The sequence below is a fragment of the Seleniivibrio sp. genome (assembly GCF_021209385.1).
GTDB lineage: Bacteria > Chrysiogenota > Deferribacteres > Deferribacterales > Geovibrionaceae > Seleniivibrio.
In genome coordinates, this window is record NZ_JAJOIL010000028.1 from 1 (window position 1) to 25382 (window position 25382).

Here is a 25382-nt window from a genome sequence, read left to right on the forward strand (position 1 = left end):
TGCGTATCCTTTCTTAGCAAGGATGTTAGTGATTGCTGCTGTCAGTGATGTTTTACCGTGGTCAACGTGGCCGATTGTTCCGACGTTAACGTGAGGTTTTGTTCTTTCAAATTTAGACTTGGCCATTGTTAATCTGTCCTCCTGAAAAGAAGATAAAGCCCACGACCGGACTCGAACCGGTGATCTCGTCCTTACCAAGGACGTGCTCTAGCCACCTGAGCCACGTGGGCATATAAAAAAAAACAGACGTAACGGTATCGTCCGTCTTTCATACAGCTTGTTTTCTGAGTAAAAAAAAGCGGGTAACGGGATTCGAACCCGTGACCCTCAGCTTGGAAGGCTGATGCTCTAGCCAACTGAGCTACACCCGCATTTTTTCGTCAAAAAGTGGGGAGAGAAGGATTCGAACCTTCGAAGTCGTTCGACAACAGATTTACAGTCTGCCCCCTTTGGCCGCTTGGGTATCTCCCCTCACGTGGCAGCTGAGAGCTGCACACAGAGTCCGTGAAACAAAAAAAAGCTGGTGAAAGGAATTGAACCCTCAACCTACTGATTACAAGTCAGTTGCTCTACCGATTGAGCTACACCAGCTTACCGTGAAACGGAGGTGAATATTATCTTTTAACGTTATGGATGTCAAGAGTTTTGTTGAAAAAAAATTAAAGTTTTTTAAATTGACCTGAAACGCCGTAACAACAGGACTTTAAACATAATTATACGTTATCCGGCAGAATGTTCCATAGCTTTTTTTATAAGCACCCGCACTCCTTCGCTCTGGAGAGCATAGAAGACCTGTTTTCCGGATTTTTTCCATGTAACAAGTTTTGAATTGCGGAGAATGCGAAGCTGATGTGAAACGGCAGACTGTGAAACGCCCGCCAGTTCAGCTATATCCGCAACACACAGTTCCGACAGCGAAAGCGCGTACAGAATCTTGACTCTGGTATGGTCGCTTAATATTTTAAAGACGTCGGACATATTTAATGTGACGGATTCAGGAGGCATCCTGTCCTTCATATTAGGGAGCATATCCTCCATCGGTTCCGATAATTGAAAAATGTCGTCAGTCATTAGACCTTCCTCTCCCCCTTTGACAAAGGGGGATAAAGGGGGATTTTATCTCTATCATACAAATCCACCCCAGCCCTCCTTTCACTAAAGGAGGGTGCAAGACATCATATGAGCGTTTATTCAGGTGTGCATAATAGTATTACATAGGTTATACTGTCAATATTTACATTGCATATTGACATAAGCGAATAATATATCATAATGATAAGTTCTTAATTGTTTTTACATTAACTTACTCAGTCAATAATTTTATGGAGAATATATATGAACATTCAGCAAATGATGAAACAAGCGCAGAAAATGCAGAAGAAAATGGAAGAGGCGCAGGCGGAAGCAGCTCTGGAAGTTGTTGAAGCCACTGCCGGCGGCGGTATGATAACCGTCAAAGTTAACGGAAAGCAGGAGATCGTCAGCATAGCCATCGAAAAGGACGTTGTTGACCCTGAAGACGTTGAAATGCTGCAGGATCTCATTCTTGCGGCAGTTAACGAGGGACTCAAAAAATCTCAGGAAGTTGTTCAGCAAAAGATGTCTGCCGTAACGGGCAACCTCGGAATCAATTTTCCCGGCATGTTCTAAGCACCCATAATACTATATGAAGAACAGGATCTTTGAGCGCTGCGTGGGCGAACTTTCAAGACTGCCCGGCATAGGAAGAAAAACTGCCGTGCGTCTTGCACTCCATCTTCTGAAATCCGACGCCCAGCTTGTCAAAAACCTTGCCGAGAGTATGACAGAGCTTAAGGAGAAGACCGTTTTCTGCAGAATATGCGGAAATCTCTCCGAAGAGCCGATATGTCACATCTGCCACGACAGCTACCGCCAGAACGGTCAGCTTTGCGTCGTTGAAGAGGCTAAGGATATCTTTGTACTCGAAAACACCGGTTTTTTCCGCGGACGCTACCATGTTCTTGGCGGGCGCATCTCGCCTCTGGACGGTATAGGTCCGCAGGATCTCACCATAGACAGGCTTATTGAACGCATACCTGAAGAAAACATAACAGAGGTAATCATCGCCACGAACCCTGACATTGAAGGGGAGACAACGGCAATATACCTTTCAAAAATCCTGAAAAACAAAAACGTCCGTGTTACAAAAATTGCAAGCGGCGTTCCCATCGGAACAAACCTTGAATACACGGATGAGCTGACGCTGTTTAAAGCAATGGAACAGCGCACCGAAATCCATGAATAAAAACGGAATAAACATAAATGTCCAAAGAAATAATAGTAAACTCCACGCTCAGCGAGGCTCGCGTGGCGGTTCTGGAGAACGGAAACCCTGCCGAAATACTGATTGAGCGCGCGCACAACAAGAACGTTGCAGGAAATATATATAAAGGACGTGTCATAAAAGTACTGCCCGGCATACAGTCGGCATTCGTTGACATAGGTCTTTCAAAGGCGGCATTTCTGCCCGCAGCAGACGTCTATGTGGAAAACGGGGAGCGCGTCAGCTTTCTGGAGGCTATGGACGGAATGCAGGACGAGGCGGAAGTTGACACAATTGCGCCGGAACCGAAAGAAATTCCTCCTATCGAACAGCTCATTAAAGAGGGTCAGGAGATCGTCGTTCAGGTGGCAAAAGAATCCATCGGACAAAAGGGTGCAAGGCTTACCACCCACCTGACGGTTCCGGGACGTTACATCGTTCTCATGCCCGGATACGAACATGTCGGGGTTTCACGCAAAATTGAAGAGGAAGAGGAACGGGAACGCCTGCGCCTTATCCTTAAAGATATAAAGAAAGAAGGCATGGGGCTTATTGCCCGCACAGTCTCTGCAGGACACGACCGCGAAGAGATAGTAGCCGACCTTGACTATCTGGAACGTCTCTGGTCGAAGATAATGGATAACATGGCGGCATCAAAAGCGCCCTGCATGGTTTACGAGGATCACGGACTCATATTCCGCATCCTGCGCGACACCGCCACAGCGGACGTGAGCCGCATAATCATCGACAATAAGGCTGACTACCTTAAAATTAAATCGTTCCTTCGGGAATACATGCCCGACATGAACATTGAAGTAACGCTGTATAACAACGACATCCCGATATTCGACTATTACAACATCGAAATAGAGATAGGGCGCATACTTGACAAAAAGGTATGGCTGAAATCCGGCGGATACATAGTAATAGATCAGGCGGAAGCCCTCACCGTTATCGACGTTAACACCGGAAAATTTGTCGGCAAAAGAAACTTTGAAGACACTATCCTGAAAACAAACCTCGAAGCCTCAAAAGAGATAGCATGGCAGCTGCGTCTGCGCAACATAGGCGGCATAATCATCGTCGATTTCATCGATATGGCGAAAGAGGAAAACCGTCAGAAGGTTCTTAAAACCATGGATCTGGAGCTGAAAAACGACAGAGCCAAAGCAAGCGTTGTGAACATCTCACCGCTGGGACTGGTTGAAATAACCAGAAAACGCGTTCAGGAGAGCCTTTCCCGTTCGCTTAGCGAACCCTGTCCCTATTGCGAGGGACGCGGAATTGTTAAGAGCAAGCTCACCGTCTGCTATGACATACTGCGCGAAGTGCGCAGGATAGCCCCTTTCTTCCGCGACAAAAAAGTCTATATTGAGGCGCATCCCGATGTGGTTGACCTTCTGCTGGACGACGAAAAGGAATCGCTGGATGAAATAGAGCTTATGATGAGCATAGAGGTGGAGGTCATGCCTAACGAGACCTTCCACATACACGATTACGAAGTAACACCAATGGACTAATAATGTACAACAGACAGGACGCATTTTACAAAAAGGCAAAGCGCGAAGGCTACCGCAGCCGCGCCGCCTATAAACTTATTGAACTTAACAAGAAATACGAGATATACCGCAACGGTCACAACGTGCTGGACGTTGGCTGTGCGCCCGGCGGATGGACACAGGTCGTTCTGCAAATGTCAAAGACCCGCGTGGTCGGTGTCGACCTGCTGGAAACCGGCGACATGGAAATGGAACGTTTCAAATTCATTCTCGGCGACATCACAACACAGGAGACTGTGGATGAGGTTCTTGCCGCCTGCTCCGGTTACGACGCTGTCATTTCGGATGCTGCGCCGAATACATCCGGCTCAAAGCTTCTCGACCATGTGAACTCCATAGAGCTTGTGCGCAAGATATTCTATTTCGCCTGCTCGGTGCTGAAACCCGGCGGAAACTTCATCTGTAAAGTATTCGAGGGCGAAGACAGGGATGCTCTTGTGAAAGAGATGAAGGTGCATTTCGATTTCTGCAAGCATATACGCCCCGAAGCCACGCGCAAAGGCTCGTTTGAGATGTATATAATCCTTAAAGGTTTCAAAGGACTGCCGAAAAATGAACAATGATCTTTTAGAAGTACTCAGGCTCGTTTCCGAAGGATCTATGAACGCTGAACAGGCATTTGAAAAGATTCAGGGATTCACAAACGGAAGCGAATTTAAAATAGACACCGACAGAAAAAACCGCGTAGGTTTTGAAGAGGTGGTTTACGGACGGGGAAAAACCGTAGCGCAAATAGTTTCCATATCAAAAACATATGCTGAAAAAGAATTGAACTTAGTCTGCACGGGACTGTCTGATGAAAAGCTGAACGAACTCAGAGAACTATGCCCCGACTGCACTTTCGTTCCGGAAGCCGGTATCATGAAGCGTTTTCTGAAACCTATTGATGCAAAAGATGGTTCTGTCGCCGTAATAACCGCCGGAACAAGTGACCTGAAAGTAGCGAAAGAGGTGCAGGAAATTCTGGAGTTTTGCGGGGTTCGTGCTGAACTTTATGCAGACATCGGCGTGGCAGGAATACACAGATTTTTAAGCCACAAAGATGATATATTGAGAGCGGACGTTATAATCGTTATCGCGGGAATGGAAGGCGCTCTGCCCTCCATCACAGGCGGAATTTTCCCCCAGCCTGTAATCGCGGTTCCAACCTCCGCCGGATACGGAACGGCATTAAACGGTTTCACAGCTCTGTTTGCGATGTTGACAAGCTGCGCGGCAGGGCTTACAGTGGTAAACATAGATAATGGCTTCGGTGCCGCCATGGCGGCTGTGCGGGTTATAAACATTCTGAACCTGCGTAAAAACCGCTAAGAGAGCCTTGCGCCACCTTATTCGCATATTCGGATTTTAATACTTAGTGTACTTTACACAATTTTCCTATGGCATTTTTTGGGACATACTGCTAACTTATGTCCATTATACAGTGATTCTATTAAAATTTATTTTAAAAAAACGGAGGAGAAAAATGCCCAGACCATCTAAGCCTAGAGTTATAGGCGCAAAACCCGAGATCTCAAGTTTTAAACCCAGAGGTATAGCCGCAAAAAAACTTAAAGCGGTAAACCTTACACTGGACGAGTTTGAAGCAATCCGCCTTGCGGACTATCAGGGGCTTTCACATGAGGACGCAGCTGTTCTTATGAACATTTCACGCCCCACTTTCTCAAGACTTGTTGAGAAAGCAAGAATTAAAGTTGCATCTTTCATCATCGAAGGTTCCGAGCTGAACATTTCCGGCGGAAACGTACAGTTTCAGGAAAGAGGATGCAGCGTCTTCAAACAGGATCTGCCTGAAAGCAGAATAGAAAGACGCAAACACTCTGCGGCAGCTTTAGAAAGCAGCTACTGCTGATAAGCTAAAAAATTTAGGCGACCGAAAGGTCGCCTTTTTTATTCAATTTCAAAATTTTATCCATCCATCCGGTCGGCAAAGCCTCCCTTCACTCACGCAAGCGGATTTCACCCTGAAACATTCACCGCAGAAATGCGAAGCATATGAGCGACAACCATCAATGCTGACGTTCACCTGCAATAATAAGTACAAACGGTTTCTTAACCTTATCAGGTATCGCCGCAGCTATCTCTTTTGCGCTGCCGCGATATGTCTTCTCGTCAGGCATACCCAAATTGAAAGACATGCTCATGGGACGGTCTATGAATGAAACTTCCTCTATAAGCTGGTTTGCGTGGTAAGGTCTTTCAAACAGGACAACCGTATCCTTGTTGTTCATAACTCTATCCATGAATTTCTTACGAAGAACGCCGTCCTTGGGCGGAAATCCCGCAAAATAGAATCTTTCGGAAAAATATCCTGAAATCGACAGAGCGGCAGTTATAGACGAGGGTCCGGGGACGGACACAACGTTAAAGCCTGCTTCCCAAGCCATGTTCACAAAGTCATAGCCTGGGTCTGCGACACAGGGCGTACCTGAATCGCTCATAAGAAGGATATTCTCGTGTCCCTTGCAGATATCCAGCAAAAATTCCTTATCGCGGTCGAGAGAATGTTCGTTCAGAAGCATCTGCTCCTTGTCGCGAAAGCCTGACGCAGCGAGCATCCTGCCCAGATTGCGTTTGTCCTCACCTATTATAAGGGAGCATTTTTCAACCACTTCAAACAGATATGCGGGTGAACCGGCATATTCGCCACTGATGCTTGTGCCTGCTATATAAAGCGTCTTCATGCTTTTATCACTTCCAGCCCGCCCAGATAGGGTCTGAGGGCGTTGGGAACGGTAATGGAACCGTCTTCGTTCTGATAGTTTTCAAGCACGGCTACAAGGGTTCTGCCCACTGCAAGCCCTGAACCGTTCAGGGTGTGAGCGAACTCAACCTTTTTGCCGTCCTTTCTGCGAAGGCGGATTGATGCGCGGCGCGCCTGATAGTCCACGAATGTTGAACAGGAGGATATCTCCCTGTATGTGTTTGCGGACGGGAGCCAGACCTCAATGTCATAAGTCTTGGCAGATGAAAAACCTATATCGCCGGAACAGAGGGTCATAACTCTGTATGGCAATTCCAGCGTGCGCAGTATATTTTCTGCTGAATCAAGCAATTCCGCAAGTTCATTATCAGAATCTTCGGGAGCTGTTATCTTAACAAGCTCAACTTTGTTGAACTGGTGCTGACGGATAAGTCCGCGAACGTCTTTTCCGTGTGAACCGGCTTCCCTGCGGAAACATGCGGAGTATGAGCAGTGGCGGATTGGCAGTTCGTTTTCGGGGATTATCTCTCCGCTGTAAAGGTTCGTAACAGAGACCTCTGCCGTGGGAATAAGATAAAGTTCATCACGCTCACATTTAAAGAGTTCCTCTTCAAACTTGGGAAGCTGTCCTGTTCCGCGCATTGCGTCCGCGTTGACAAGATAGGGTGCAAGCACTTCTTTGTATCCGCGCTCTGCGTGGGTGTCCAGCATTAAGTTGATGAGCGCTCTTTCAAGCTTTGCGCCCATACCCATATATGCGGTGAATCTTGATTTCGCGATCTTCGTTCCGCGTTCAAAATCCAGAATTTTAAGGTTTTCGGCAATGTCCCAGTGGGCTTTGGGTTCAAAAGAGAATTTTTTGGGTTCGCCCCATGTCTTATAAAGCACGTTCTCAGTTTCGTCTTTTCCCACAGGCACTTCGTCTTTGACGAGGTTCGGAAGATTGAGAAGCATCTCCTCCATCTTTGTCTGAATCTCGCCGAGGGTCTTGTCATTGGCATCGATCTCGTCGCCGGCAAGGCGCATCTTCTCCTGAATTTCGGAGATGTCGCCGCCCTCTTTGCGTATTCTGCCTATTTCTTTGCTTACGGTGTTGCGCTCGCTCTTCAGCTCGTCGTTCTTAGCCTGAAGTTTTTTACGCTCCGCATCCAGAGCCAAAAGTCCGTCAAAGTCAAAATTTGCTCCTCTGTCGGCAGTCTTTTTGCGGGCAATATCCGTATTCGCAATTATATATTTGATGTCAAGCATTTTGTCAGGCTCCTTTTTTATCCAGTCTCTTCTGTACCTTGTCCAGAAGAACAACAAGCTGTTTCGCAACATCTTTTGCATATTTTGTGTCTGGCTTCTCTTTCAAAAGCTGGTTGAAATATTTGAGAGCCTCGTTCTCTTTACCGTCCTGTTTCGCATAGTACAAGCCGTATTCGTAAAGAGCGTCTTCGTATGCGTTGGTGTCTTTATATCTTTCGATGATGTAATCAAGTCTTTTGATGCCCGCCTGCGGCTCCCCTATGCGGATATAGAATTTTCCGACATAAAGTTCTCTGTCTGCCAGCATGTTGCGCAGTTCAACTATCTTTTTGGTCAGATCGTATTCCTTTGCAAACGCAGGGTCTTTCTCCCTCAGTGTCGAGAAGCTTTTAAGCGCTCCCTCTGCGGCGGCCATGTCTCTGTCAACTTTGTCTATCAGAGCATAATGGGAAAGACCGAGTCTGAGCATTGCCGTATTGGCATCTTCCGAAGTACTGTAAACATCAAGATACTGCTGATAAGCGGGTATCGCTTCGGGGTATCTTTTGCTCATGAAATATGAATCCGCAAGAAAAAGCTGTGCTTTTGCAGCCATATCGGGAGATTCAGCCTCCATAATGGAGTTCTCGAACATCGGGATAGCCTCGTCGTAGTTCTTTTTCTGGAAATAAGCGAGACCTTTCTGCATACTCTCATCTGCCGTAAGATGCGGCTGGGGTTTTGTACAGGAAAAAAGTGCGGCGGCTGCCAGCATGAAAACAAAAAGCTTTTTCATCATATCACCATGTATTGTCAGTTATTTCGCAATAAATATCGGGATAAACTATCCTTTTAATTCTGCATCTGTAAGGACCGAAGCCTCTGTCGGCAAGCCCGCCTATTATATAGGTGCGCCCGTCGATCTCCGGAGCCTGAAAAACCGCCCTGCCCTGAAGAATGAATTCCGACTCTTCGCTTTCGCCTTCGACCCACGCGATTATGTCGTCTTTTCTCATTGATTTCAAGCGGGTATTGGTGTTCTCTTTCTGCAGTTTCTGCAAAACCTTAATGCGTCTGTTCACTTCGCGCTTGCCCACAGGCTGTCCGAGGTTATAAGCGGAAGTTCCCTTCTCTCTGTAATAAGGGAAAAATCCCGCGAAATCCGGCTTATGTTTTTTCAGAAAAGCGATAAGCTCATCAAAATCCGCCTCCGTCTCCCCTGGAAAACCCACTATCATAGTGGTGCGCAGGAAACTTTTCGGGTCTTTTCTGCGTATGGCAGTGAAAACCTTATCTATCATCTCAGGATTCGATTTCCGTTTCATCGCCTTAAGCATCTTAGCGCTGTAGTGCTGAACCGGAATATCGAAATAGCTTAGTATCTTATCCGAAGAGCAGATAGTATCTATGAGTTCTTCGTCCACTCCGTCGGGGTTCATGTACATCACTCTGACAGTGAAATCGCCCTCAATGTTCTCTATTTTCTTCAGAAGCGGAACTATCTCTTTACGTCCGTAAAGATCGGTTCCGTATTTCGTGTTGTCCTGCGAAATGATTATTATCTCTTTAACACCCTGTTTAACAAGGTTTTCAGCCTCTGCAAGAATATCCTCAACGGGACGGCTGACGAGCTGTCCGCGGATTCCGGGGATAGCGCAGTAAGAGCATTTATTGTTGCATCCTTCCGATATCTTAAGATACGCAAAATATGGGGTATTAGCTATCAGGCGCGCGGTACCGTAATTTTTCGGGCGCTCGCCGGTGCCGTTCAGAAAACCTATGACTTTATCGAGTTCGCCCACTCCGGTGAAAAAATCAATCTCCGGCATCTCTTTGAGCAGTTCCAGCTTATACCGCTCGCTCATGCATCCGGTAACGATAAGTTTCGCATCCTTATGTTTGCGTCTGCTCATCTCAAGTATGTTGTCGATTGCCTCGGCAACTGCCGGCTCTATAAATCCGCAGGTGTTTACTACAATAGCGTCGGAATCTTCGGGAACGTGGGTTATCTCATAACCTTCGTCCTTGATGGAACCCATAAGATATTCCAGATCCACCTGATTTTTTGAACAGCCGAGGCTGATGAATGAAATTTTTTTATTTTTGTCTTTCAAAGAACACCTTTATGTTGTCACAATCGGTCTTTATCTGAGCCTTAAGCTCGTCCACCGATCCGAATTTTCTGTCGTGACGGATGAAATGCACTATCTCCGCCTCAATATATTTTCCGTAGAGATTTCCTGAAAAGCCGAACAGGTTCACCTCTACCCTTTTTTTAAGTCCGGAACCAACTGTCGGGCGTTCGCCTATATAAAGCGCGCCGTTGTAATATGTTCCGTCAATGTTCACTTTTGCGGCATAGATGCCGTTCATGGGGATAAGTTCGTTCAAAGGTTCAATGTTCGCGGTGGGAAAACCTATGCCGGTTGCGATGCCGTCACCCTTTACAACTGTTCCGCCTATTGCAAAATTACGCCCCAGAAGAGTGTTTGCACAGTCTATCTCTCCTTCTGTGAGACATTTGCGTACGTTCGTACTGGACGCGGTCATACCGTTTATCTCGACCTTAGGCACCTGAATGGCGGTAAAACCGAGCCTGTTGCTGAGATGCACCAGAAAATCGAACGACCCCGTTCTTCCCCGCCCGAAGCGGTAATCATAGCCCACAACGATGAATGATGCACGCATCTTCTTCACCAGAAACTCGCTTACGAATATCTCAGGGTTGATGCCCGCCAGATGTTCGTCGAAATTCATAAGAAAAAGTTTGTCCGCGCCGAGTTTTTCAAACTCGCGTATCTTCATGTCAAGTGTGGATATAAGACGTATGTCCGCACCGAAAAATTTCAGCGGGTGCGGCTCAAATGTAACAAGGGCGCTCTCAAGTCCCTTCTCCTTTGCAAGACTCACCGTGCGGCGTATAAGCTGTGCGTGTCCCTCGTGCACGCCGTCGAAGTTGCCAAGACTGACAACCATATTTCTTTCCGACTGAAAAGAGGATATATTTCTGATTATTTCCATCTATGTAATATGCCAGACACATTAATTTAATCAATCAGAATTTGACATAAAAACATCAATTCTGCATGGTTTTTTCACCAAATACCGTACATAAAAAAAATATAACATTTTGAATCTCTTAAATGTAAGTTTAATATTGACATAATAGTATCTTGTCCATAATATTCATATATTCATTTTTCGCGGAGGTTTTATTATGGAAGAATGGTTCGCACTGTACTCAGAAAAGCTCAAGGCGATCGGACACCCCATCAGACTCAAGCTTATGGTCGGACTGATGAGCAACGAGTGCAACGTTACCAAAATCTGCAAAGGGCTTGATATTCCTCAGGCCACAACAAGTCAGCATCTTGCAATACTCAAGAACAAAGGGCTGATCAAAGGTAAAAGGTCCGGAACAAGTATTTGCTACAGCATCGCCGACGACGGCATCAAAGCTATGATTAAAGAACTTATGGAGAAGACAGGATGCGTTTCCCCGTGCGAGGGTTCACACTAAGCCTTGCGCTGCTTTTGGCGGCAACACAGGCAAATGCGGCCGCGCTCACCTTTGCAGAGGCAAAGGAGACGGCTCTTAAAAATTCGAACGTCATAAAGTCCTACAGGGCAGACGAAGAAGCAGCCGGCTATGCAAAAAATCAGGCTGTGGGCAGTTATCTTCCCAATATCAGTCTGCACCAGACGCTCATGAAATCCGACGAACCGGGCACCGCCGCATTCGCAACAGCGAAGCAGGGCAGGTTCGACAATGCGTATTTTATGAACCAGATGGCAAGCATGGCAAGCCCGGACACCGTTACAACCTACACCACACAGGTGCAGGTGATGCAGCCCATATTCATGCAGGGACAGATATATTACGGCATAAAACAGGCTGACAAGGCATATCAGGCAAGCCGTATGCAGACGGAACGGGCTACGCAGTTCACACTGTATAACCTGCACATGGCGTTTTACGGGCTGGCTCTCGCCGAAAAGGCGCTGGACACCGCAAACCACTCATACGAACGCACAAAAAGATACTACAGGAACGCTGCGGATTTCTTTAACAACGGTCTCATCGTTAAAAGCGACCTGATGGTATCCGAAAGCTACCTGCTGATGAACGAGCAGGCTGTCAAAGAAGCGGAAAAACAGCACGCGGTTGCCATGAGCAACCTGCAAAGGCTTCTTGACACCGACGAACCTATCAAGGTTGTATGGACAACACCTGAACTGGAATTTTCCGAGGATATTTCAAAGTATACCGACACGGGACTGAAAAACAGACAGGATCTCGCCGCAATGCAGAAATATCTGGATTCAGCGGAACTGGAGACAAAAAAGGCTAAATCAGCCCTTCTGCCCTCTGTATATCTTTTTGCGGACTATCAGAGAAACGACGATAAATTCATGGGCGACAACGGTGACGGAACAACCTACGGAATTCAGGCGGATCTGAACCTTTTCAAAGGTTTCGGAGACTATAACAAAATCAGCGAAACCAAAAGCAGACAGATAGCACTTATGCACCAGATCGCAGACAAAAAACTCGAGATCAAATCCGAGATAAAAAACTCTTATTACGGCGTGATAGCCGCTTCTAAACAGATCGAGGCTTCAAAAAAACGTGTGGAGGCGGCACAAACCGCACTCATAATCACGGAAAACAGATTTAACGAAGGACTCTCAAAGGTTACTGAACTGCTGGACAGGGAAGTCGACCTCAAACAGGCAGAGCTTTCTCTCTATGTCTCCGAATATCAGGAGATAGTCGAGAAAGCCGGACTTCATCTGGCCGCCGGAGATTTACACTAAAATTTCATGAGACTGCTTCCCATCAACAGCGAAGCAGTCTCATTATCATTTTTAAAACAAACAGCTTGAAAACTGCACACTATATATTATAATATTTGAATATAATAAAATTAAGAGGATAAAAAATGCTTCGTAAGTTCATTGCCACGGCAGCAATTCTTGCACTTCTGACGGCGTGCGGCGGAAACAAGAAAAGTGACGAAACCGCCCATGCACCGGAAACAGTTAAAGTTAAGCTCCATACCGTGACAGTTACGGATGCGGATGCCACCCGTGTGTTCACAGCCACAGTGTCCAGCGACAAGACAGCACTGATAATCCCCAAAGTTACCGGATACGTTGAACAGATACTTGTTGCCCCCGGACAGCAGGTTAAAGCCGGACAGCTTCTCGCCGTTATAAAAAGCGGAGAGCTTGAGCAGAAAATGGCGTTCGCCGCATCAGGAGAAATGGAAACTAAAAACGCATTCCGCCAGGCGGAGATAGGCTACAAAATGGCTAAGTCCGAGTTTGAGCTTGCTCAGAAGACCTATGAAAGATACTCAAACCTGATCAAAAACAGCAGCGTAAGCAAACAGGAATTCGATCAGGTGGAATCACAGTACAATGTGGCAAAAGAGAACCTCGACCTCGCCGCAGAAAAGGTTCAGCAGGCAAAAATCCGCTCCGGTCAGGCGGGCGCGATGAAAAGCGAAGTGGATACATATCTTTCATATACACAGCTTAAAGCACCTTTCGACGGTATTGTCCTTGAAAAGGATATGGACGCGGGAAACCTTGCAAACCCCGGCAGTCCGATCCTCAAAATCGGCAACAACGTTCCGGTCGTAATAGCCTACATAAGCCAGAACATGATAGAAGAAGTTAAACTCGGCACAAAAGCCCTTGTTTCAATAGATTCACTCGGTGACGAATTTGAAAGCACTGTGCTTGAGATAAGCCCCGACATAGACCCAGCCACAGGCAACTTTAAAGTAAAACTTTCAGGATGCGAAAAGATGGCTCAGGGAATGTTTGCCAAAGTACGCTTCATCACAGGAAAAGAAAAAGTAATCGCCGTTCCGGCGTCAGCGATGGTCACACGCGGTCAGCTCACGATGGTCTTTGTTGACGACAAAGGCAAGGCAGACATGCGCATTGTTAAAACCGGACGCGATTTCGGCGGATTCACAGAGATACTCTCCGGTCTGTCCGCAGGCGAAAAGGTAGTTACTGAAAATGCCGCAATACTTAAATCAGGCGACATTTTAGAGGCTGAGTGATGGAATATCCCGAAAAAAAGAATCTCGCGTCAAAAATAGCCTCGGCGTTCATAACGTCAAAGATAACGCCCCTTCTGGTCATTGCCACCCTGTTCATCGGCATGGTGTCTATCATCATGACACCGAAAGAGGAGGAACCGCAGATAGTTGTTCCCATGGTGGATATCCTTGTTCCATATCCGGGCGCAACGGCAAAGGACGTTGAAAAATCCGTAACGGAGCCGCTGGAAGACATCATCTGGGAGATCCCCGGCGTTGAATACGTCTACAGCACCAGCATGAACGACATGAGCATGGTGATAGTCCGCTTTAAAGTCGGACAGGATGAGGAAAAATCCATCACCAAGCTGAAAGACAAAATAGATTACAACATGGACAGGATGCCACACGGCGTGGAGCCTCCGCTTATAAAGAAACAGTCCATCGATGACGTTCCCCAGATGGCGTTCACCTTCTGGTCGGACAAATATGATTCATACCAGTTGAGGCGTATCGTTTCCGAGGTTGAAAAGAACCTTAAGGAAGTGGATAACGTTTCAAAAACAGAGATAATCGGCGGCTATAAGCGCATGGTGCGCATCGAGCCGAACATAGAGAAACTGAAAAGTTACAACCTCGACCTGTTCAGGCTGTTCAAAGCTGTCGAAATGAGCAATATGTCGCTCAACACAGGCGAGATAACCAAGAATAATAAAGTTCTGTATGTCAGCGCAGGTGGATTTTACAAAGATGCAGACGCTGTGCGGAACATGGTTGTGGGCGTGGCACAGGGCAAAGCCGTCTATATGAAGGACGTTGCAGCCGTCACCGACGGCCCCGAAATTCCCGATCATTTCCTCCTCATGGGCTTTAAAGCATCGAAAGATATGGAACGCTACCCCGCAGTCACCCTTTCCATCTCAAAAAGACAGGGAAGCGATTCGGTTGTGGTTTCGGATGCCGTGCTTCACAAACTCGACGCTATGAAAGGATATATAATCCCGTCTGATGTGAACGTCGAAGTGACAAGAAACTACGGAGAGACCGCATTCGTTAAGGTAATGACACTCATCGAGCACCTTGTGGGCGCTATCATAGCCGTTATTCTCGTAATGAGCATAACAATGGGCTGGCGTGCGGGTGCCGTTGTTTTCGTGGCACTGCCGGTAACGTTCGCACTCACCTTTTTCGTATATTTCATGTTCGACTACACACTAAACAGGGTCACTCTGTTCGCCCTGATATTTGTTGCGGGACTTGTGGTTGACGACGCCATCATCGTTGTTGAAAACATGGAACGTCACTTCCGGCTGGGTGCAAAGAATCTGCTGCAAAAAGCGATTTACGCCGTCGGCGAGGTGGGCAACCCCACAATACTTGCAACTGTGACAGTTATAGTCGCTATCTTCCCCATGGCGTTCGTCCGGGGACTTATGGGTCCCTACATGAAACCCATGCCAATAGGCGCGTCGCTGGCAATGATATTCTCGCTCTTCGTGGCGCTTATCATCACCCCATGGCTGGCTTATAAACTGCTGGCTAGACACGCCGCTAAAAGTAACGAAGCGCCCATTGAGGACGAAGCGGCATACGTTAAGACAACAAAACTTTACAGAATATATAATAAAACCTTTTCCGCTCTTATAGACAGCGCGCGCAACCGTATAATCTTTGCAGTGGTGATGCTTTCTCTGTTCTTCGGCGCATTCGTCTTTATCCCCACGAACCTCGTGGTAATGAAGATGCTTCCGTTCGACAACAAGAATGAAGTGCAGATAGTCATAGACATGCCGGAGGGGACACCTCTGGAGAGGACAAACCTTGTGGCATCCGATGTGGGAAAATACCTCGCCACTGTGGCTGAGGTCAAAGACTATCAGATATATACAGGCATAGCGTCCCCCTACAACTTCAACGGACTGGTTCGCCATTATTTCATGAGGCGCGGACACAACGTGGCGGACATTCAGGTCAACTTCGTTGATAAGAGCGAGCGAAAGCTGGACAGCCACGAGATGGCGAAAAAGCTTCGCGGTCCCGTTCAAGAGATAGGTGCAAAATATAAAGCAAATATCAAGATAGCGGAGGTTCCGCCCGGCCCCCCCGTTCTCTCGACACTGGTTGCAGAAATCTACGGACCTGATGAAAAGACCCGTGCAGATATATCAAGGCAGGTGCTTGACGTTTTCAAAAGTACAAAAGGCGTCGTTGACATAGATACTTACGAAGAGGACGACATGATGCAGTACGACCTTCAGGTTGATAAACAGAAGGCGGCTGTGATGGGCATCTCTTCGGAAATGGTTTCAAAGACCCTTTATATGGCTCTGCAAGGGGCTAAGGTGGGCATACTCCACACCGAAGAGGACAGAGAACCTGTCGATATAGTGGTAAAACTGCCTGAGGACAGGCGGAACGTGATAGAGACCCTTCAGGAGATAAACATAATCTCCATGAGCGGTCAGCCCGTTAGCCTCGGAGAGCTTGTGACCGTGAGGCAGAAGCTTAAAGACAAAGCGATTTATCATAAAAACATGAAACCTGTGACATACGTCGTGGCAGATGTTGCAGGTGAGGTTGAAAGCCCTGTTTATGCGATTCTGGCGATGAAAGACAGAATGTCGCAGATAAAATGGCACGGTCTGGACGTGAAGCAATACTGGACAGGACAGCCGGATACTTACGACCTGCCCTCTGTGAAATGGGACGGTGAGTGGCAGATAACCTATGAAGTATTCCGCGACCTCGGTCTGGCTTTTGCGGCTGTGCTGGTGCTGATGTACTTCGTTCTGGTGGGTTGGTTCCGCTCGTTCGTGACACCACTCATCATGATGGTGCCGATACCTCTGTCACTGCTGGGTATCATCCCCGGACACTTCATATTCGGGCAGTTCTTCACCGCCACCAGTATGATAGGCTTCATAGCTCTGGCGGGTATAATGGTGCGTAACGCCGTACTGCTGATAGATTTCATCGAACATGCGCTGGCAAACGGCAGAACACTGCGCGAGGCGGTAATAGAATCAGGCGCTATCAGAACGCGTCCCGTTGTTCTCACCACCGTCGCAGTCATAACAGGCGCGCTGTTCATGCTCCCCGACCCGATATTTGCGGGGCTTGGCGTATCGCTCATAACAGGTGCCGTGGTGTCCACAGTGCTGACACTGCTCATAATACCTCTTATGTATTTCTTCCATAAGAGGTTTTGGGATAAAGAACATAAAGAATCAAACTAATGAGACTGCTTCGTCGTACCACTCCTCGCAGAGACGTCTTCGCGAGGAGCGTGAGCGACGCGGCGGTCTGACTTCGGAGGAACATAATGTCCATTAAAGATATTTTAAGACTTGTACCAGGAATATTCATACTGGTCAGCGTTGGGCTGACCGTTGCCACTGACAACAAATGGTGGCTTCTGCTGGCAGCGTTCGTGGGGCTCAACCTGCTCCAATCAGCTTTTACAAAGTGGTGTCTGCTTGAAGATATACTGCGCAAAATGGGTATCCGCGAGGTCTGATGAAAACGAGCCCGACAGTTTCTCTGTCGGGCTTAACTTTTTTGTGCTATATATTGCTTCATGAGCATCATCAAACTTGAGATAAACTACAAAAACCTGCTGATAGCTGCCGTAGGCGTCGGTGTGATAGTTCTGCTTTTCAAACTGCAGACCATAATAACCGTATTCGCAATCTCCTTTTTCATCGCATACATGTTCGACCCGCTGGTGGATATTTTCGAGGCTCGCAAAATCCCCAGATATCTGACCATTCTGGTCATGATGGCTATTGCTGCGGCGCTCATTGCTCTCTTTCTGGCATGGCTCATACCCGTTGCCGCATCGGAGATACAATATCTTGCAAACAACTCACAGAACTATATAAATGCGGCGTTCGGATTCGTACAGCACTCGGCAGCAATGCTTAACATCCAGCTTGACGTTGAAGCGGTTAAAGAACACCTTGCTTCCCGCAGTACGGACTATATCAGAGAGATATTCTCCAGCATGTCCTCAATAATGTCTTCCTTCACAAAGGTTACGGGGGTTATTCTGAACGTGGCTCTGATACCCATCCTAGTTTTTTACTTTCTCAAGGATTTCGACAAGATACTGGCGCGTGCGCTGGAGTTTCTGAATCATAAATTTAAAATGGACTTCAAAGGTTACTACACCGAATTTGACAGCATCCTCTCCAAATATTTCAGGGGACAGATAATCGTAGCAATGATACTTGGAGTGCTTTATACGGCTGTTCTCCTCATATCCGGTGTAAAGCCGGCAGTTATAATCGGGGCGATTTCCGGCATACTGAGCATCGTCCCCTATCTCGGATTCATCGTCGGTTTCGGCACTTCCGTTATTCTCGCCGCTCTTCAATACGGTGACATGCTCCATCCGCTGATGGTCATCATCGGTTTTTCAATCGTACAATTCCTTGAAGGCAATTTCATAACCCCCCGTATCATAGGAGGCTCTCTGGGTCTACATCCCACCGCTGTAATTTTTGCTCTGATGGCTGGCGGTTCGTTATTCGGAATAGGCGGAATGATAATCGCCCTTCCTGTGGCGGCTTTCATTCGCGTTCTTATAAGCGAACGTTCTTCAGACTAAGACGACTGATTTTATCCTGACATTTTCTCTTGCAAGTTCGTTATGTTCTGTGTTACATAACGCTTATGAAAATAGACGGTAAACTTTGGATAGATATCAACGGAAACGGGATCGCAGGACACGGCAGAATTAAACTGCTGGAACTGGTGCAGGCGACTGGTTCCATTAAAAAAGCGGCGGAGAGCATCAAGATGAGCTACAAAGCCGCATGGGACAGCATAAACCTGCTTAACGAGATTTACGGTACGCCGCTTGTGGAGAGGCAAACCGGAGGTAAAGGGGGCGGAGGAACCACCCTTACCAAATCCGGACTTGAACTGATTAAAACCTACAACCACTTAAGCCGGCTGCACATGATGTATCTCGGAACACTCACGGAATCAAACAAGCTTGGCGGCGTTATAAAATCCATCGCCGACACCTATGCGCTTGTTGAAACCGACAACGGCGATACCATCGCCGGAACAATGCTTGACCCGGATCTCAAACCGGGCGAAACAGTATCCATTTTCATCAACCCCAAGGACATCATTCTGGTGGACAGTGACAAGCTTAAAACCAGCGCCAGAAACATTCTGAAAACCCAGACAGAAAAGATTTTACCCGAAAAGGACATGACGGAAGTCATTTTGAAGACGGCATCCGGCACCGTGCTGAAACTCAGCATCACAACCGCAAGCTCTGAAAAACTCGGTATTAAACCGGGTATGGAGATTTTTGCACTTTTCAAAACCGCTTCCGCTTTAATAATGAGGTGAAAATATGAAAAAGCTTCTGATCCTTGCCCTTGCACTGGCGCTTTCAACAACCGCCTTTGCAAAAGAACTCAACATCTCCGCAGCAGCTAACCTTCAGTTCGCGCTGGAAGAGGTAGGAAAAGCCTACAAAGCTGAAACAGGTACCGAAGTGAAAGCCGTTTACGGCGCATCCGGCAAACTTGTCGCACAGATACTTAACGGTGCAAAATTCGACATCTTCCTTGCCGCCGACATGGGTTTTGCACAAAAAGCATACGAAGCAGGTCTTACAACCGACAAACCCGTTATGTACGCTCAGGGTCTTCTTGTCCTCTGGTCTAAAAAATACGATATCAAAACCATCGCAGACCTTAAAGACGCCAAATATCAGAAGATAGCCATAGCTAACCCCAACACTGCACCCTACGGCAGAGCAGCTGTTGAAGCCATGAAAAACTCCGGCGTTTACGATGCTGTTTCAGGTAAAATTGTTCAGGGCGAAAGCATCTCCACTATGGACACTTACATTCAGACAGGCGCTGCAGAAGCTGCTTTTGCTGCTAAATCCCACCTTGCAAGCGGCAAAGTGAAAGACGCAGGCGCATGGTTTGACGTTGACAGAAAACTCTACTCACCCATCGAACAGGGCGGTGTAATACTTAAAGCAGGCGACGTTGCCGAATCTCAGAAATTCATGGAATTCCTGACTAAAGGCAAAGGCGCAGATATCATGAAAAAATACGGCTACGCAAAATGAATCAGCTAGAGGCAAAGGTTCTTCATTACCGCACCTCCGGTCAGATTATTCTCTGCGAACTCGAATCTTTCGGGGCGCAGGTCACGGCGGTTATTCTTGACAGCCCCGGCGAACTTGAATATCTGAAAGAGGGAAATGCTCTGAACATTCTGTTCAAAGAGACGGAGGTCATCATCGCCACGGGCGAGATAGGACAGCTCAGTCTTAATAACAGGTTCCGCGCAAAAATAACGGCGATGGAGAAAGGTGATATCTTCACCAGCCTTGCCATTGACTTCGGCACAGGCATGACATCAGTGATAACAACAAAGTCCGCTGAAAGGCTCGGACTTGCGGTCGGAACTGAGGTTACAGCCCTTGTGAAGGCAAACGAGATTGCAATAGGCAGGAGAGACTAGATGCAAGAGCTTCTTTCTCCGCTTATCCTTACTTTTGAACTGGCGGCTGTGACAACCATTATTTTGGCTGTCACAGCCATTCCTTTTGCATACTGGCTTGCATCTGCAAATTTCAGAGGAAAATCCATTGTCGAATCCATAACGGGACTGCCAATCGTTCTGCCCCCTTCGGTTCTCGGTTTTTACCTTCTTGTTTTTATGGGTCCTCACGGCGCTTTGGGAAGTATTCTGGCACAGTTTAATATCAGGCTGGTCTTCACTTTTGAAGGGCTTGTCCTCGGTTCTGTCATATACAGTCTGCCATTCATGGTTCAGCCTGTTCAGGCAGGGTTTGAAGCGCTGCCTGTCTCTCTTAAAGAAGCATCGTATACACTTGGAAAATCAAAATTCCAGACATTTTTCCGTGTGGTTCTGCCCAATATTAAACCGTCGCTGATCACAGGCATCGTCCTAAGTTTCGCGCACACAGTTGGCGAGTTCGGCGTAGTGCTTATGATAGGCGGCAGTATACCGGATCAGACAAGAGTTGCTTCAATAGCCATTTATGATCAGGTGGAGGCTCTGAACTACAGCACGGCACACTTCTATTCTGCGGTGCTTTTTGTGCTTGCGTTCACTGTCCTTGTCACAGTTAATATGGTCAACAGAAAGATAAGCGGAAAAATAATATGATTGAAATAGATGTTGTAAAACGTATCAAGACCGCCTCCGGAGAGGTCGATATGCATGTCAAAGTGGATATTGAAAAGGGCGGCTTCTGTTCCCTGTTCGGAAAATCAGGCGCCGGGAAAACAACTATAATGCGGCTCCTGGCGGGTCTCACGGAACCTGACGACGGCGTCATCAGAATAGACGGCAAAACATGGTACGATAAGAAAAACAAAATAAACGTCCCTGTAAACAAACGAAAATGCGGATTTGTCTTTCAGGATTATGCGCTCTTTCCTAACATGACGGTGCGCAGAAACATAGAATACGCTTCCGTTAACAAGTCGAATGTGGACATGCTTATCGACATGGTGGGCATGCACGAGCTGAAAGACAGAAAACCTGCAAATCTTTCGGGCGGTCAGCGCCAGAGGGTTGCCCTTGCGAGAGCGCTTGCGGCAGAACCTGCAATACTGCTTCTGGACGAACCTTTTGCAGCTCTTGATGCCGACATGCGCGATACACTTCAAAACGAACTCAAAATTATACATAACAAGCTTGGGGTCACGACCATCCTCGTCAGCCACGACAAAGGCGAGGTATTCAAGCTGGCAAACAAGGTGTATGCCATGGACGACGGCGTAATTACTAAGATAGGCACGCCGGAAGAGGTCTTCACTGACAGCACCATAAGCGGAAAGTTTAAATTCACCGGACGGGTTTTAAAAGTTGAAAGAGCGGACTGCCTTTATGTTTTAACCCTGTCTATAGGAACCGAGGTGGGACATGTGGTCGCAACCCACTCGGAAGCCCGCGATATATCCATCGGCGACAGGGTACTGGTCTACACAAAGGCATTCAACCCATCGGTTAAAAAGATATGAAAAAGGCACGGTTTCCCGTGCCTTTTTAGTTTTTATATTGTGTTGTTATGGATAGACTGTAAATAACCGCTGCTCAGAGGCGAGCAAAAGCATACGTTTGTGTATGTGTTGCGAGCGAGGAAAAACTGACGCCGTAATGCGAAGCATATAAGCTGCGTAAGCGATTAGTCTACTGCTACTATGATAGAGGATGCCTTAACAATTGCGCAAACGCTTTTGCCTTTAGCAAGTGCAAGGTTTTCGCATGACGCTTTTGTAATGACAGATACAATCTCCTGCCCGCCGGGAAGCTCAATAACAACCTCTGCGTTGATGGCTCCTTCTTTGATCTCTTTAACTTTTCCTTCGAGTACGTTTCTGGCGCTGAATTTCATAACGAACCTCCTGAATCGAATTTGATACCAAAATATAATCCCGCAACCATCCATCGTCAATAAAGTTTTTTCTTGTTTATCAATAGAATAACGCAAAAAGCGTTATTCTGATAACGCTAAGATGCTGGCATCGAAACATAAAATATTTATTAAGAATAACTATGAAATAACGGGTCTATTTCAACGGAAAATTGAAATAGTTGTCTTTGAAAGGTTCGTTTTTCAGCGTATAGTGCCACCACTCCTTGCTGTAGTTATAAAAACCCTGCTTTTCCATGGCGTTTTTAAGAATATATCTGTTCTTTCTCTGTTGTTTTGTTATCTCCGGGTTGTCCGTAGCTGACAAAGGGCTGAAACAATCGAAACCTGTTCCCATATCAAGAGAATTATCCCCAAAGCGTTTTTCTGCGGGCGCATCGCAGCGTCGCAGGTTCCTGAAAGGTATAAAATTCTCTTTCGGTTTGCTGTTAAGCGGGATAACGGTCAGATCAACGGTACTTCCTCTGGAATGTCCAGACTTGTGGGCGATGAATCCGCGCACAAAAAGGGTCTCTTTAGGCTCATCAGGATAGAATTCAGCTTTTGTTTTCGTATCCTGCAAGTCTTCCGCCCAGCGTGCGAAATGATCAACAGCAGATTGCGGACGGTAGCAGTCGTAGACCTTGAGGCTTAAACCTTTAGCCACAAGTTCAGCTTGCACTTTCTTAAGTGCCTGTGCCGCCTGAACAGTAAGCACACATTCCGGTTCTTCATATCCGTCAACATTCGCACCGACAAAGTTGTGATATCCGAAATATCTGATATCGTGTGCCACGTCCGGCGCTATGTCCCGCAGATACACAAAACCGTCAGGCAGAGCAAAGCATACGGATGCGGAGAGAATCAGCAGAGCAGAAAGTATCAGTCTCATAATGGCCTCAGAAATCCTATACGAATCTTTTTGAGTCCGCCTGCACCTTTAAAAAAGACGTCGGCGTTTGCTGTGTCGCCGGTGCCTGAAATGGCAACAACCATCCCTTCACCGAATTTTTCATGGAAAACCTTGCCGCCGCTTCTGATTCCATTAACCTCTTTCGCCGCCGCGGAGGCTTTGCGTTCCTCTTTGATATAATTAGGCGCAGGTCTTTTGGGTGCTGCCGCTTTCATACCCACTATACCCATCTCGTCCAGAAAAGTTGAACGGCGCTGAGGCATGCGGTTTCCGTATACCATTCTGGTGGAAGCATATGTCATATGCAGATTCTGCTTTGCGCGGGTTACGCCCACATAACAGAGTCTGCGCTCTTCCTCAAGCTGTGCCGGTTCGTCCAGACTGCCCTGAAGAGGAAAGAGACCGTTTTCAAGCCCTGTCAGGAACACACTTTCAAACTCAAGTCCCTTTGCCGAGTGGATGGTCATCAGCTTAACGGCGGGCGCGGTATCAGACTCATCAACGGAGGTCGTGATAGCCGTTGCCGCAAGGAAATCGGATATGGTTCCGTCGGTCAGTGCCTGTTCAAACATAACCGCCGCGTTGTAAAGTTCGTTTATGTTTTCGATGCGCTTTTCGGCTTCGTGTTCGTCTTCATATCTTTTAATGAACGCCTCATAGTCGGTCATGGTGATTACCAGCTTAACCATATCGCTGATCTTCGGAGTAACAGAGAGTTCCTCGAAAATCATCAGATAGGGTTCCATACCCCGTCTCTGGGCGCCGCGCATCTGCGGGAGAAATCTTTTTGAAGCTTCTATAAGGTTTATGCCCTCTTCGGAGGCATAAGCGGTTATCCCGTCAACTGCGGTTTCGCCGACGCCTCTGGGAGGCGCCTTCAGACTTCTGGCGAATGAAACGGAATCATAAGGATTATCGTAAAGTCTCAGATAACTGAGAATATCTTTAATTTCTTTTCTCTGATAGAAACTTATACCGCCAACTACTTTATAGGACAGGTTTAATCTGTTAAGAAAAACCTCAAAGTTACGGGACTGGGCGTTTGTTCTGTAAAGAACTGCTATTTCGTCCGCAGGAACTCCTTTGTCGATATATTCCTGAATGTTGCTCACTACAAATTCCGCTTCGGAGGTTTCGTTTGACACTGGCATAACCTGCACCATGCCGCCCTCTTCCCTGAACGCTTTCAGGTCTTTGCCCTTACGCATACTGTTGTTGCGGATGAGCTCGTTCGCCGCAGTCAGAATGACTGGGCGGCTTCTGTAGTTCTCCACAAGACGGACTATTTTCGCCGTGGGATAGACGCTGTCGAACTCAAGTATGTTGCGGATATCGGCACCGCGCCAGCCGTATATAGACTGGTCGTCGTCACCCACCACACATATGTTGCCATCGGTGCCTGAGAGGATATTAAGGAACATAAACTGGATATCGTTCGTATCCTGATACTCATCCACAAGAATATATTTGAACATGTTTCTGTAATACTGGGCAACGTCCGGGTTTTCTCTGAACATCCTGATAGTCAGAGCCAGCATATCATCGAAATCTATAAAATTCTGTTCTTTAAGTTTCTGCTGATAGACCTTGAACACATCATCCATCATATGGAAAGGATCAGTTCCCGGTTTCAGGTTGTCAACATAGGCGCGGGTGTTCTTAAAGTTGCTGATGCGCCACATATATTGCTTCGGCGGGTATTTTTTGACGTCGATATTGAAGCCTTTAACTATATCGCGGACAACGGAAAGCCTGTCGTCCTGATCCAGAATACCGAAGCCCGCACCCAGACCGATTAGATGTCCGTCCCTGCGCAGAAGGCGCAGACAGATGGAGTGGAAAGTACCTATCCATATGTCGGAATCCCTTCTGTCCACAAGTTTCAGGATACGTTCCTTCATCTCGCCCGCCGCCTTGTTTGTGAAGGTGACGGCAAGTATGTTCTGGGGAGCAACACCGAGATTGTTTATAAGATGCGCGATGCGGTAGGTAATAACCCTTGTTTTTCCGGTTCCGGCTCCTGCCAGAACGAGAAGAGGACCTTCCGTCTGTTCCACCGCCGCATATTGTTCACTGTTAAGTTCTTTTGAATAATCAGGCATGTATATCCTCAGAGGATTAATGTAAATCCCCCTTAATCCCCCTTTGTCAAAGGGGGAGACACCTCTTATAAAAGGGAGGTCGGGAGGGATTTTATCTGAAATTTGTTAA

General features: G+C 47.1%; 27 protein-coding genes and 4 tRNA genes. 17 read left to right on the forward strand and 14 right to left on the reverse strand.

The annotated features are described in order from the left end of the window. The 6 genes from LRY47_RS08495 to LRY47_RS08520 all read right to left on the reverse strand — a co-directional run. A partial coding sequence (locus LRY47_RS08495) for a GTP-binding protein (protein WP_295224730.1) occupies nucleotides 1-126 on the reverse strand: 126 nt, incomplete at its 3' end. Between the two features lie 30 nt (nucleotides 127-156). Then, nucleotides 157-230: transfer RNA gene (locus LRY47_RS08500), tRNA-Thr, on the reverse strand. Between the two features lie 67 nt (nucleotides 231-297). Further along, a tRNA-Gly gene (locus tag LRY47_RS08505) sits at nucleotides 298-371 on the reverse strand. Nucleotides 372-388: 17 nt separating this feature from the next. Then, nucleotides 389-471, reverse strand: a tRNA-Tyr gene (locus LRY47_RS08510). Nucleotides 472-518: 47 nt separating this feature from the next. Continuing rightward, nucleotides 519-591: transfer RNA gene (locus LRY47_RS08515), tRNA-Thr, on the reverse strand. A 129-nt stretch (nucleotides 592-720) separates the two neighbouring features. Then, nucleotides 721-1071, reverse strand: a complete 351-nt coding sequence (locus LRY47_RS08520) for a metalloregulator ArsR/SmtB family transcription factor (RefSeq protein ID WP_295224241.1) — start codon at nucleotides 1069-1071, stop codon at nucleotides 721-723. 264 nt (nucleotides 1072-1335) lie between these two features. On the opposite strand from LRY47_RS08520, the gene LRY47_RS08525 reads away from it, so the two are divergent. The 6 genes from LRY47_RS08525 to LRY47_RS08550 all read left to right on the forward strand — a co-directional run bounded on the left by LRY47_RS08525 (nucleotide 1336) and on the right by LRY47_RS08550 (nucleotide 5695). Further along, a complete protein-coding gene (locus LRY47_RS08525; RefSeq protein WP_295224244.1) occupies nucleotides 1336-1650 on the forward strand; it encodes a YbaB/EbfC family nucleoid-associated protein in 315 nt (104 codons plus the stop codon). A 16-nt stretch (nucleotides 1651-1666) separates the two neighbouring features. Next, nucleotides 1667-2266, forward strand: coding sequence for a recombination mediator RecR (gene recR, locus LRY47_RS08530; protein ID WP_295224247.1), 600 nt, complete (start codon nucleotides 1667-1669; stop codon nucleotides 2264-2266). A 17-nt stretch (nucleotides 2267-2283) separates the two neighbouring features. Beyond that, nucleotides 2284-3804, forward strand: a complete 1521-nt coding sequence (locus LRY47_RS08535; protein WP_295224249.1) for an Rne/Rng family ribonuclease — start codon at nucleotides 2284-2286, stop codon at nucleotides 3802-3804. Nucleotides 3805-3806: 2 nt separating this feature from the next. Further along, nucleotides 3807-4406, forward strand: a complete 600-nt coding sequence (locus LRY47_RS08540) for an RlmE family RNA methyltransferase (protein WP_295224251.1) — start codon at nucleotides 3807-3809, stop codon at nucleotides 4404-4406. Beyond that, complete coding sequence (gene larB / locus LRY47_RS08545; protein WP_295224253.1) at nucleotides 4396-5154, forward strand: nickel pincer cofactor biosynthesis protein LarB; 759 nt, start codon at nucleotides 4396-4398, stop codon at nucleotides 5152-5154. The genes LRY47_RS08540 and larB overlap by 11 nt, the downstream gene beginning before the upstream one ends. A gap of 154 nt (nucleotides 5155-5308) precedes the next feature. Further along, nucleotides 5309-5695 carry a DUF134 domain-containing protein gene (locus tag LRY47_RS08550; RefSeq protein WP_295224254.1) on the forward strand — a complete coding sequence of 129 codons (387 nt, stop codon included), beginning with the start codon at nucleotides 5309-5311 and terminating at the stop codon, nucleotides 5693-5695. 157 nt (nucleotides 5696-5852) lie between these two features. Here the strand turns inward: LRY47_RS08550 and LRY47_RS08555 are convergent, their stop codons facing one another. Genes LRY47_RS08555 through ribF form a run of 5 tightly spaced genes read right to left on the reverse strand, consistent with a single transcriptional unit; the run spans nucleotide 5853 to nucleotide 10795 of the window. Next, nucleotides 5853-6527 carry an SAM-dependent methyltransferase gene (locus tag LRY47_RS08555; protein ID WP_295224256.1) on the reverse strand — a complete coding sequence of 225 codons (675 nt, stop codon included), beginning with the start codon at nucleotides 6525-6527 and terminating at the stop codon, nucleotides 5853-5855. After that, nucleotides 6524-7795: a serine--tRNA ligase gene (serS, locus tag LRY47_RS08560; RefSeq protein WP_295224259.1), complete on the reverse strand. Its 1272-nt coding sequence runs from the start codon at nucleotides 7793-7795 to the stop codon at nucleotides 6524-6526. The genes LRY47_RS08555 and serS overlap by 4 nt, the downstream gene beginning before the upstream one ends. Nucleotides 7796-7799: 4 nt before the next feature. Continuing rightward, a complete protein-coding gene (gene bamD / locus LRY47_RS08565) occupies nucleotides 7800-8570 on the reverse strand; it encodes an outer membrane protein assembly factor BamD (protein ID WP_295224261.1) in 771 nt (256 codons plus the stop codon). Nucleotides 8571-8574: 4 nt separating this feature from the next. After that, nucleotides 8575-9888: a 30S ribosomal protein S12 methylthiotransferase RimO gene (rimO, locus tag LRY47_RS08570; protein ID WP_295224263.1), complete on the reverse strand. Its 1314-nt coding sequence runs from the start codon at nucleotides 9886-9888 to the stop codon at nucleotides 8575-8577. After that, the gene (ribF, locus tag LRY47_RS08575; protein WP_295224266.1) at nucleotides 9872-10795 is read right to left on the reverse strand and encodes a riboflavin biosynthesis protein RibF; all 924 of its coding nucleotides are present in this window, start codon (nucleotides 10793-10795) and stop codon (nucleotides 9872-9874) included. Before ribF ends, rimO begins: the two co-directional genes overlap by 17 nt. Before the next feature lie 196 nt (nucleotides 10796-10991). Here ribF and LRY47_RS08580 point away from each other — a divergent pair, with 196 nt between their 5' ends. The 11 genes from LRY47_RS08580 (at nucleotide 10992) to LRY47_RS08630 (ending at nucleotide 21866) form a co-directional block, all read left to right on the forward strand. Further along, nucleotides 10992-11294 (forward strand): metalloregulator ArsR/SmtB family transcription factor, encoded by a 303-nt coding sequence (locus LRY47_RS08580; protein WP_295224267.1) that lies wholly within the window; start codon nucleotides 10992-10994, stop codon nucleotides 11292-11294. After that, nucleotides 11264-12592: a TolC family protein gene (locus LRY47_RS08585; RefSeq protein WP_295224269.1), complete on the forward strand. Its 1329-nt coding sequence runs from the start codon at nucleotides 11264-11266 to the stop codon at nucleotides 12590-12592. Before LRY47_RS08580 ends, LRY47_RS08585 begins: the two co-directional genes overlap by 31 nt. 125 nt (nucleotides 12593-12717) lie before the next feature. After that, on the forward strand, nucleotides 12718-13854 hold the full coding sequence (locus LRY47_RS08590) for an efflux RND transporter periplasmic adaptor subunit (RefSeq protein ID WP_295224271.1): 1137 nt from the start codon (nucleotides 12718-12720) through the stop codon (nucleotides 13852-13854). Beyond that, the gene (locus tag LRY47_RS08595) at nucleotides 13854-17069 is read left to right on the forward strand and encodes an efflux RND transporter permease subunit (RefSeq protein WP_295224273.1); all 3216 of its coding nucleotides are present in this window, start codon (nucleotides 13854-13856) and stop codon (nucleotides 17067-17069) included. Before LRY47_RS08590 ends, LRY47_RS08595 begins: the two co-directional genes overlap by 1 nt. Before the next feature lie 86 nt (nucleotides 17070-17155). Further along, the gene (locus LRY47_RS08600; RefSeq protein ID WP_295224275.1) at nucleotides 17156-17350 is read left to right on the forward strand and encodes a DUF2892 domain-containing protein; all 195 of its coding nucleotides are present in this window, start codon (nucleotides 17156-17158) and stop codon (nucleotides 17348-17350) included. A 60-nt stretch (nucleotides 17351-17410) separates the two neighbouring features. Continuing rightward, nucleotides 17411-18442: an AI-2E family transporter gene (locus LRY47_RS08605; RefSeq protein ID WP_295224277.1), complete on the forward strand. Its 1032-nt coding sequence runs from the start codon at nucleotides 17411-17413 to the stop codon at nucleotides 18440-18442. Between the two features lie 65 nt (nucleotides 18443-18507). Beyond that, nucleotides 18508-19200, forward strand: a complete 693-nt coding sequence (locus tag LRY47_RS08610; protein WP_295224279.1) for a TOBE domain-containing protein — start codon at nucleotides 18508-18510, stop codon at nucleotides 19198-19200. A 4-nt stretch (nucleotides 19201-19204) separates the two neighbouring features. Further along, a complete protein-coding gene (gene modA, locus LRY47_RS08615) occupies nucleotides 19205-19936 on the forward strand; it encodes a molybdate ABC transporter substrate-binding protein (protein ID WP_295224281.1) in 732 nt (243 codons plus the stop codon). Beyond that, on the forward strand, nucleotides 19933-20334 hold the full coding sequence (locus tag LRY47_RS08620; protein WP_295224283.1) for a TOBE domain-containing protein: 402 nt from the start codon (nucleotides 19933-19935) through the stop codon (nucleotides 20332-20334). Before modA ends, LRY47_RS08620 begins: the two co-directional genes overlap by 4 nt. After that, complete coding sequence (gene modB, locus LRY47_RS08625; RefSeq protein ID WP_295224286.1) at nucleotides 20335-21006, forward strand: molybdate ABC transporter permease subunit; 672 nt, start codon at nucleotides 20335-20337, stop codon at nucleotides 21004-21006. Next, nucleotides 21003-21866, forward strand: a complete 864-nt coding sequence (locus LRY47_RS08630) for an ATP-binding cassette domain-containing protein (protein ID WP_295224288.1) — start codon at nucleotides 21003-21005, stop codon at nucleotides 21864-21866. The genes modB and LRY47_RS08630 overlap by 4 nt, the downstream gene beginning before the upstream one ends. Nucleotides 21867-22030: 164 nt before the next feature. On the opposite strand, the gene LRY47_RS08635 is transcribed toward LRY47_RS08630, so the two are convergent. The 3 genes from LRY47_RS08635 to LRY47_RS08645 all read right to left on the reverse strand — a co-directional run bounded on the left by LRY47_RS08635 (nucleotide 22031) and on the right by LRY47_RS08645 (nucleotide 25273). Beyond that, nucleotides 22031-22240: a molybdopterin-binding protein gene (locus tag LRY47_RS08635; RefSeq protein WP_295224290.1), complete on the reverse strand. Its 210-nt coding sequence runs from the start codon at nucleotides 22238-22240 to the stop codon at nucleotides 22031-22033. Between the two features lie 175 nt (nucleotides 22241-22415). Further along, nucleotides 22416-23150 (reverse strand): M15 family metallopeptidase, encoded by a 735-nt coding sequence (locus tag LRY47_RS08640; RefSeq protein ID WP_295224292.1) that lies wholly within the window; start codon nucleotides 23148-23150, stop codon nucleotides 22416-22418. Further along, the gene (locus tag LRY47_RS08645; protein WP_295224294.1) at nucleotides 23147-25273 is read right to left on the reverse strand and encodes a UvrD-helicase domain-containing protein; all 2127 of its coding nucleotides are present in this window, start codon (nucleotides 25271-25273) and stop codon (nucleotides 23147-23149) included. The genes LRY47_RS08640 and LRY47_RS08645 overlap by 4 nt, the downstream gene beginning before the upstream one ends. Between the last annotated feature and the right edge of the window lie 109 nt (nucleotides 25274-25382).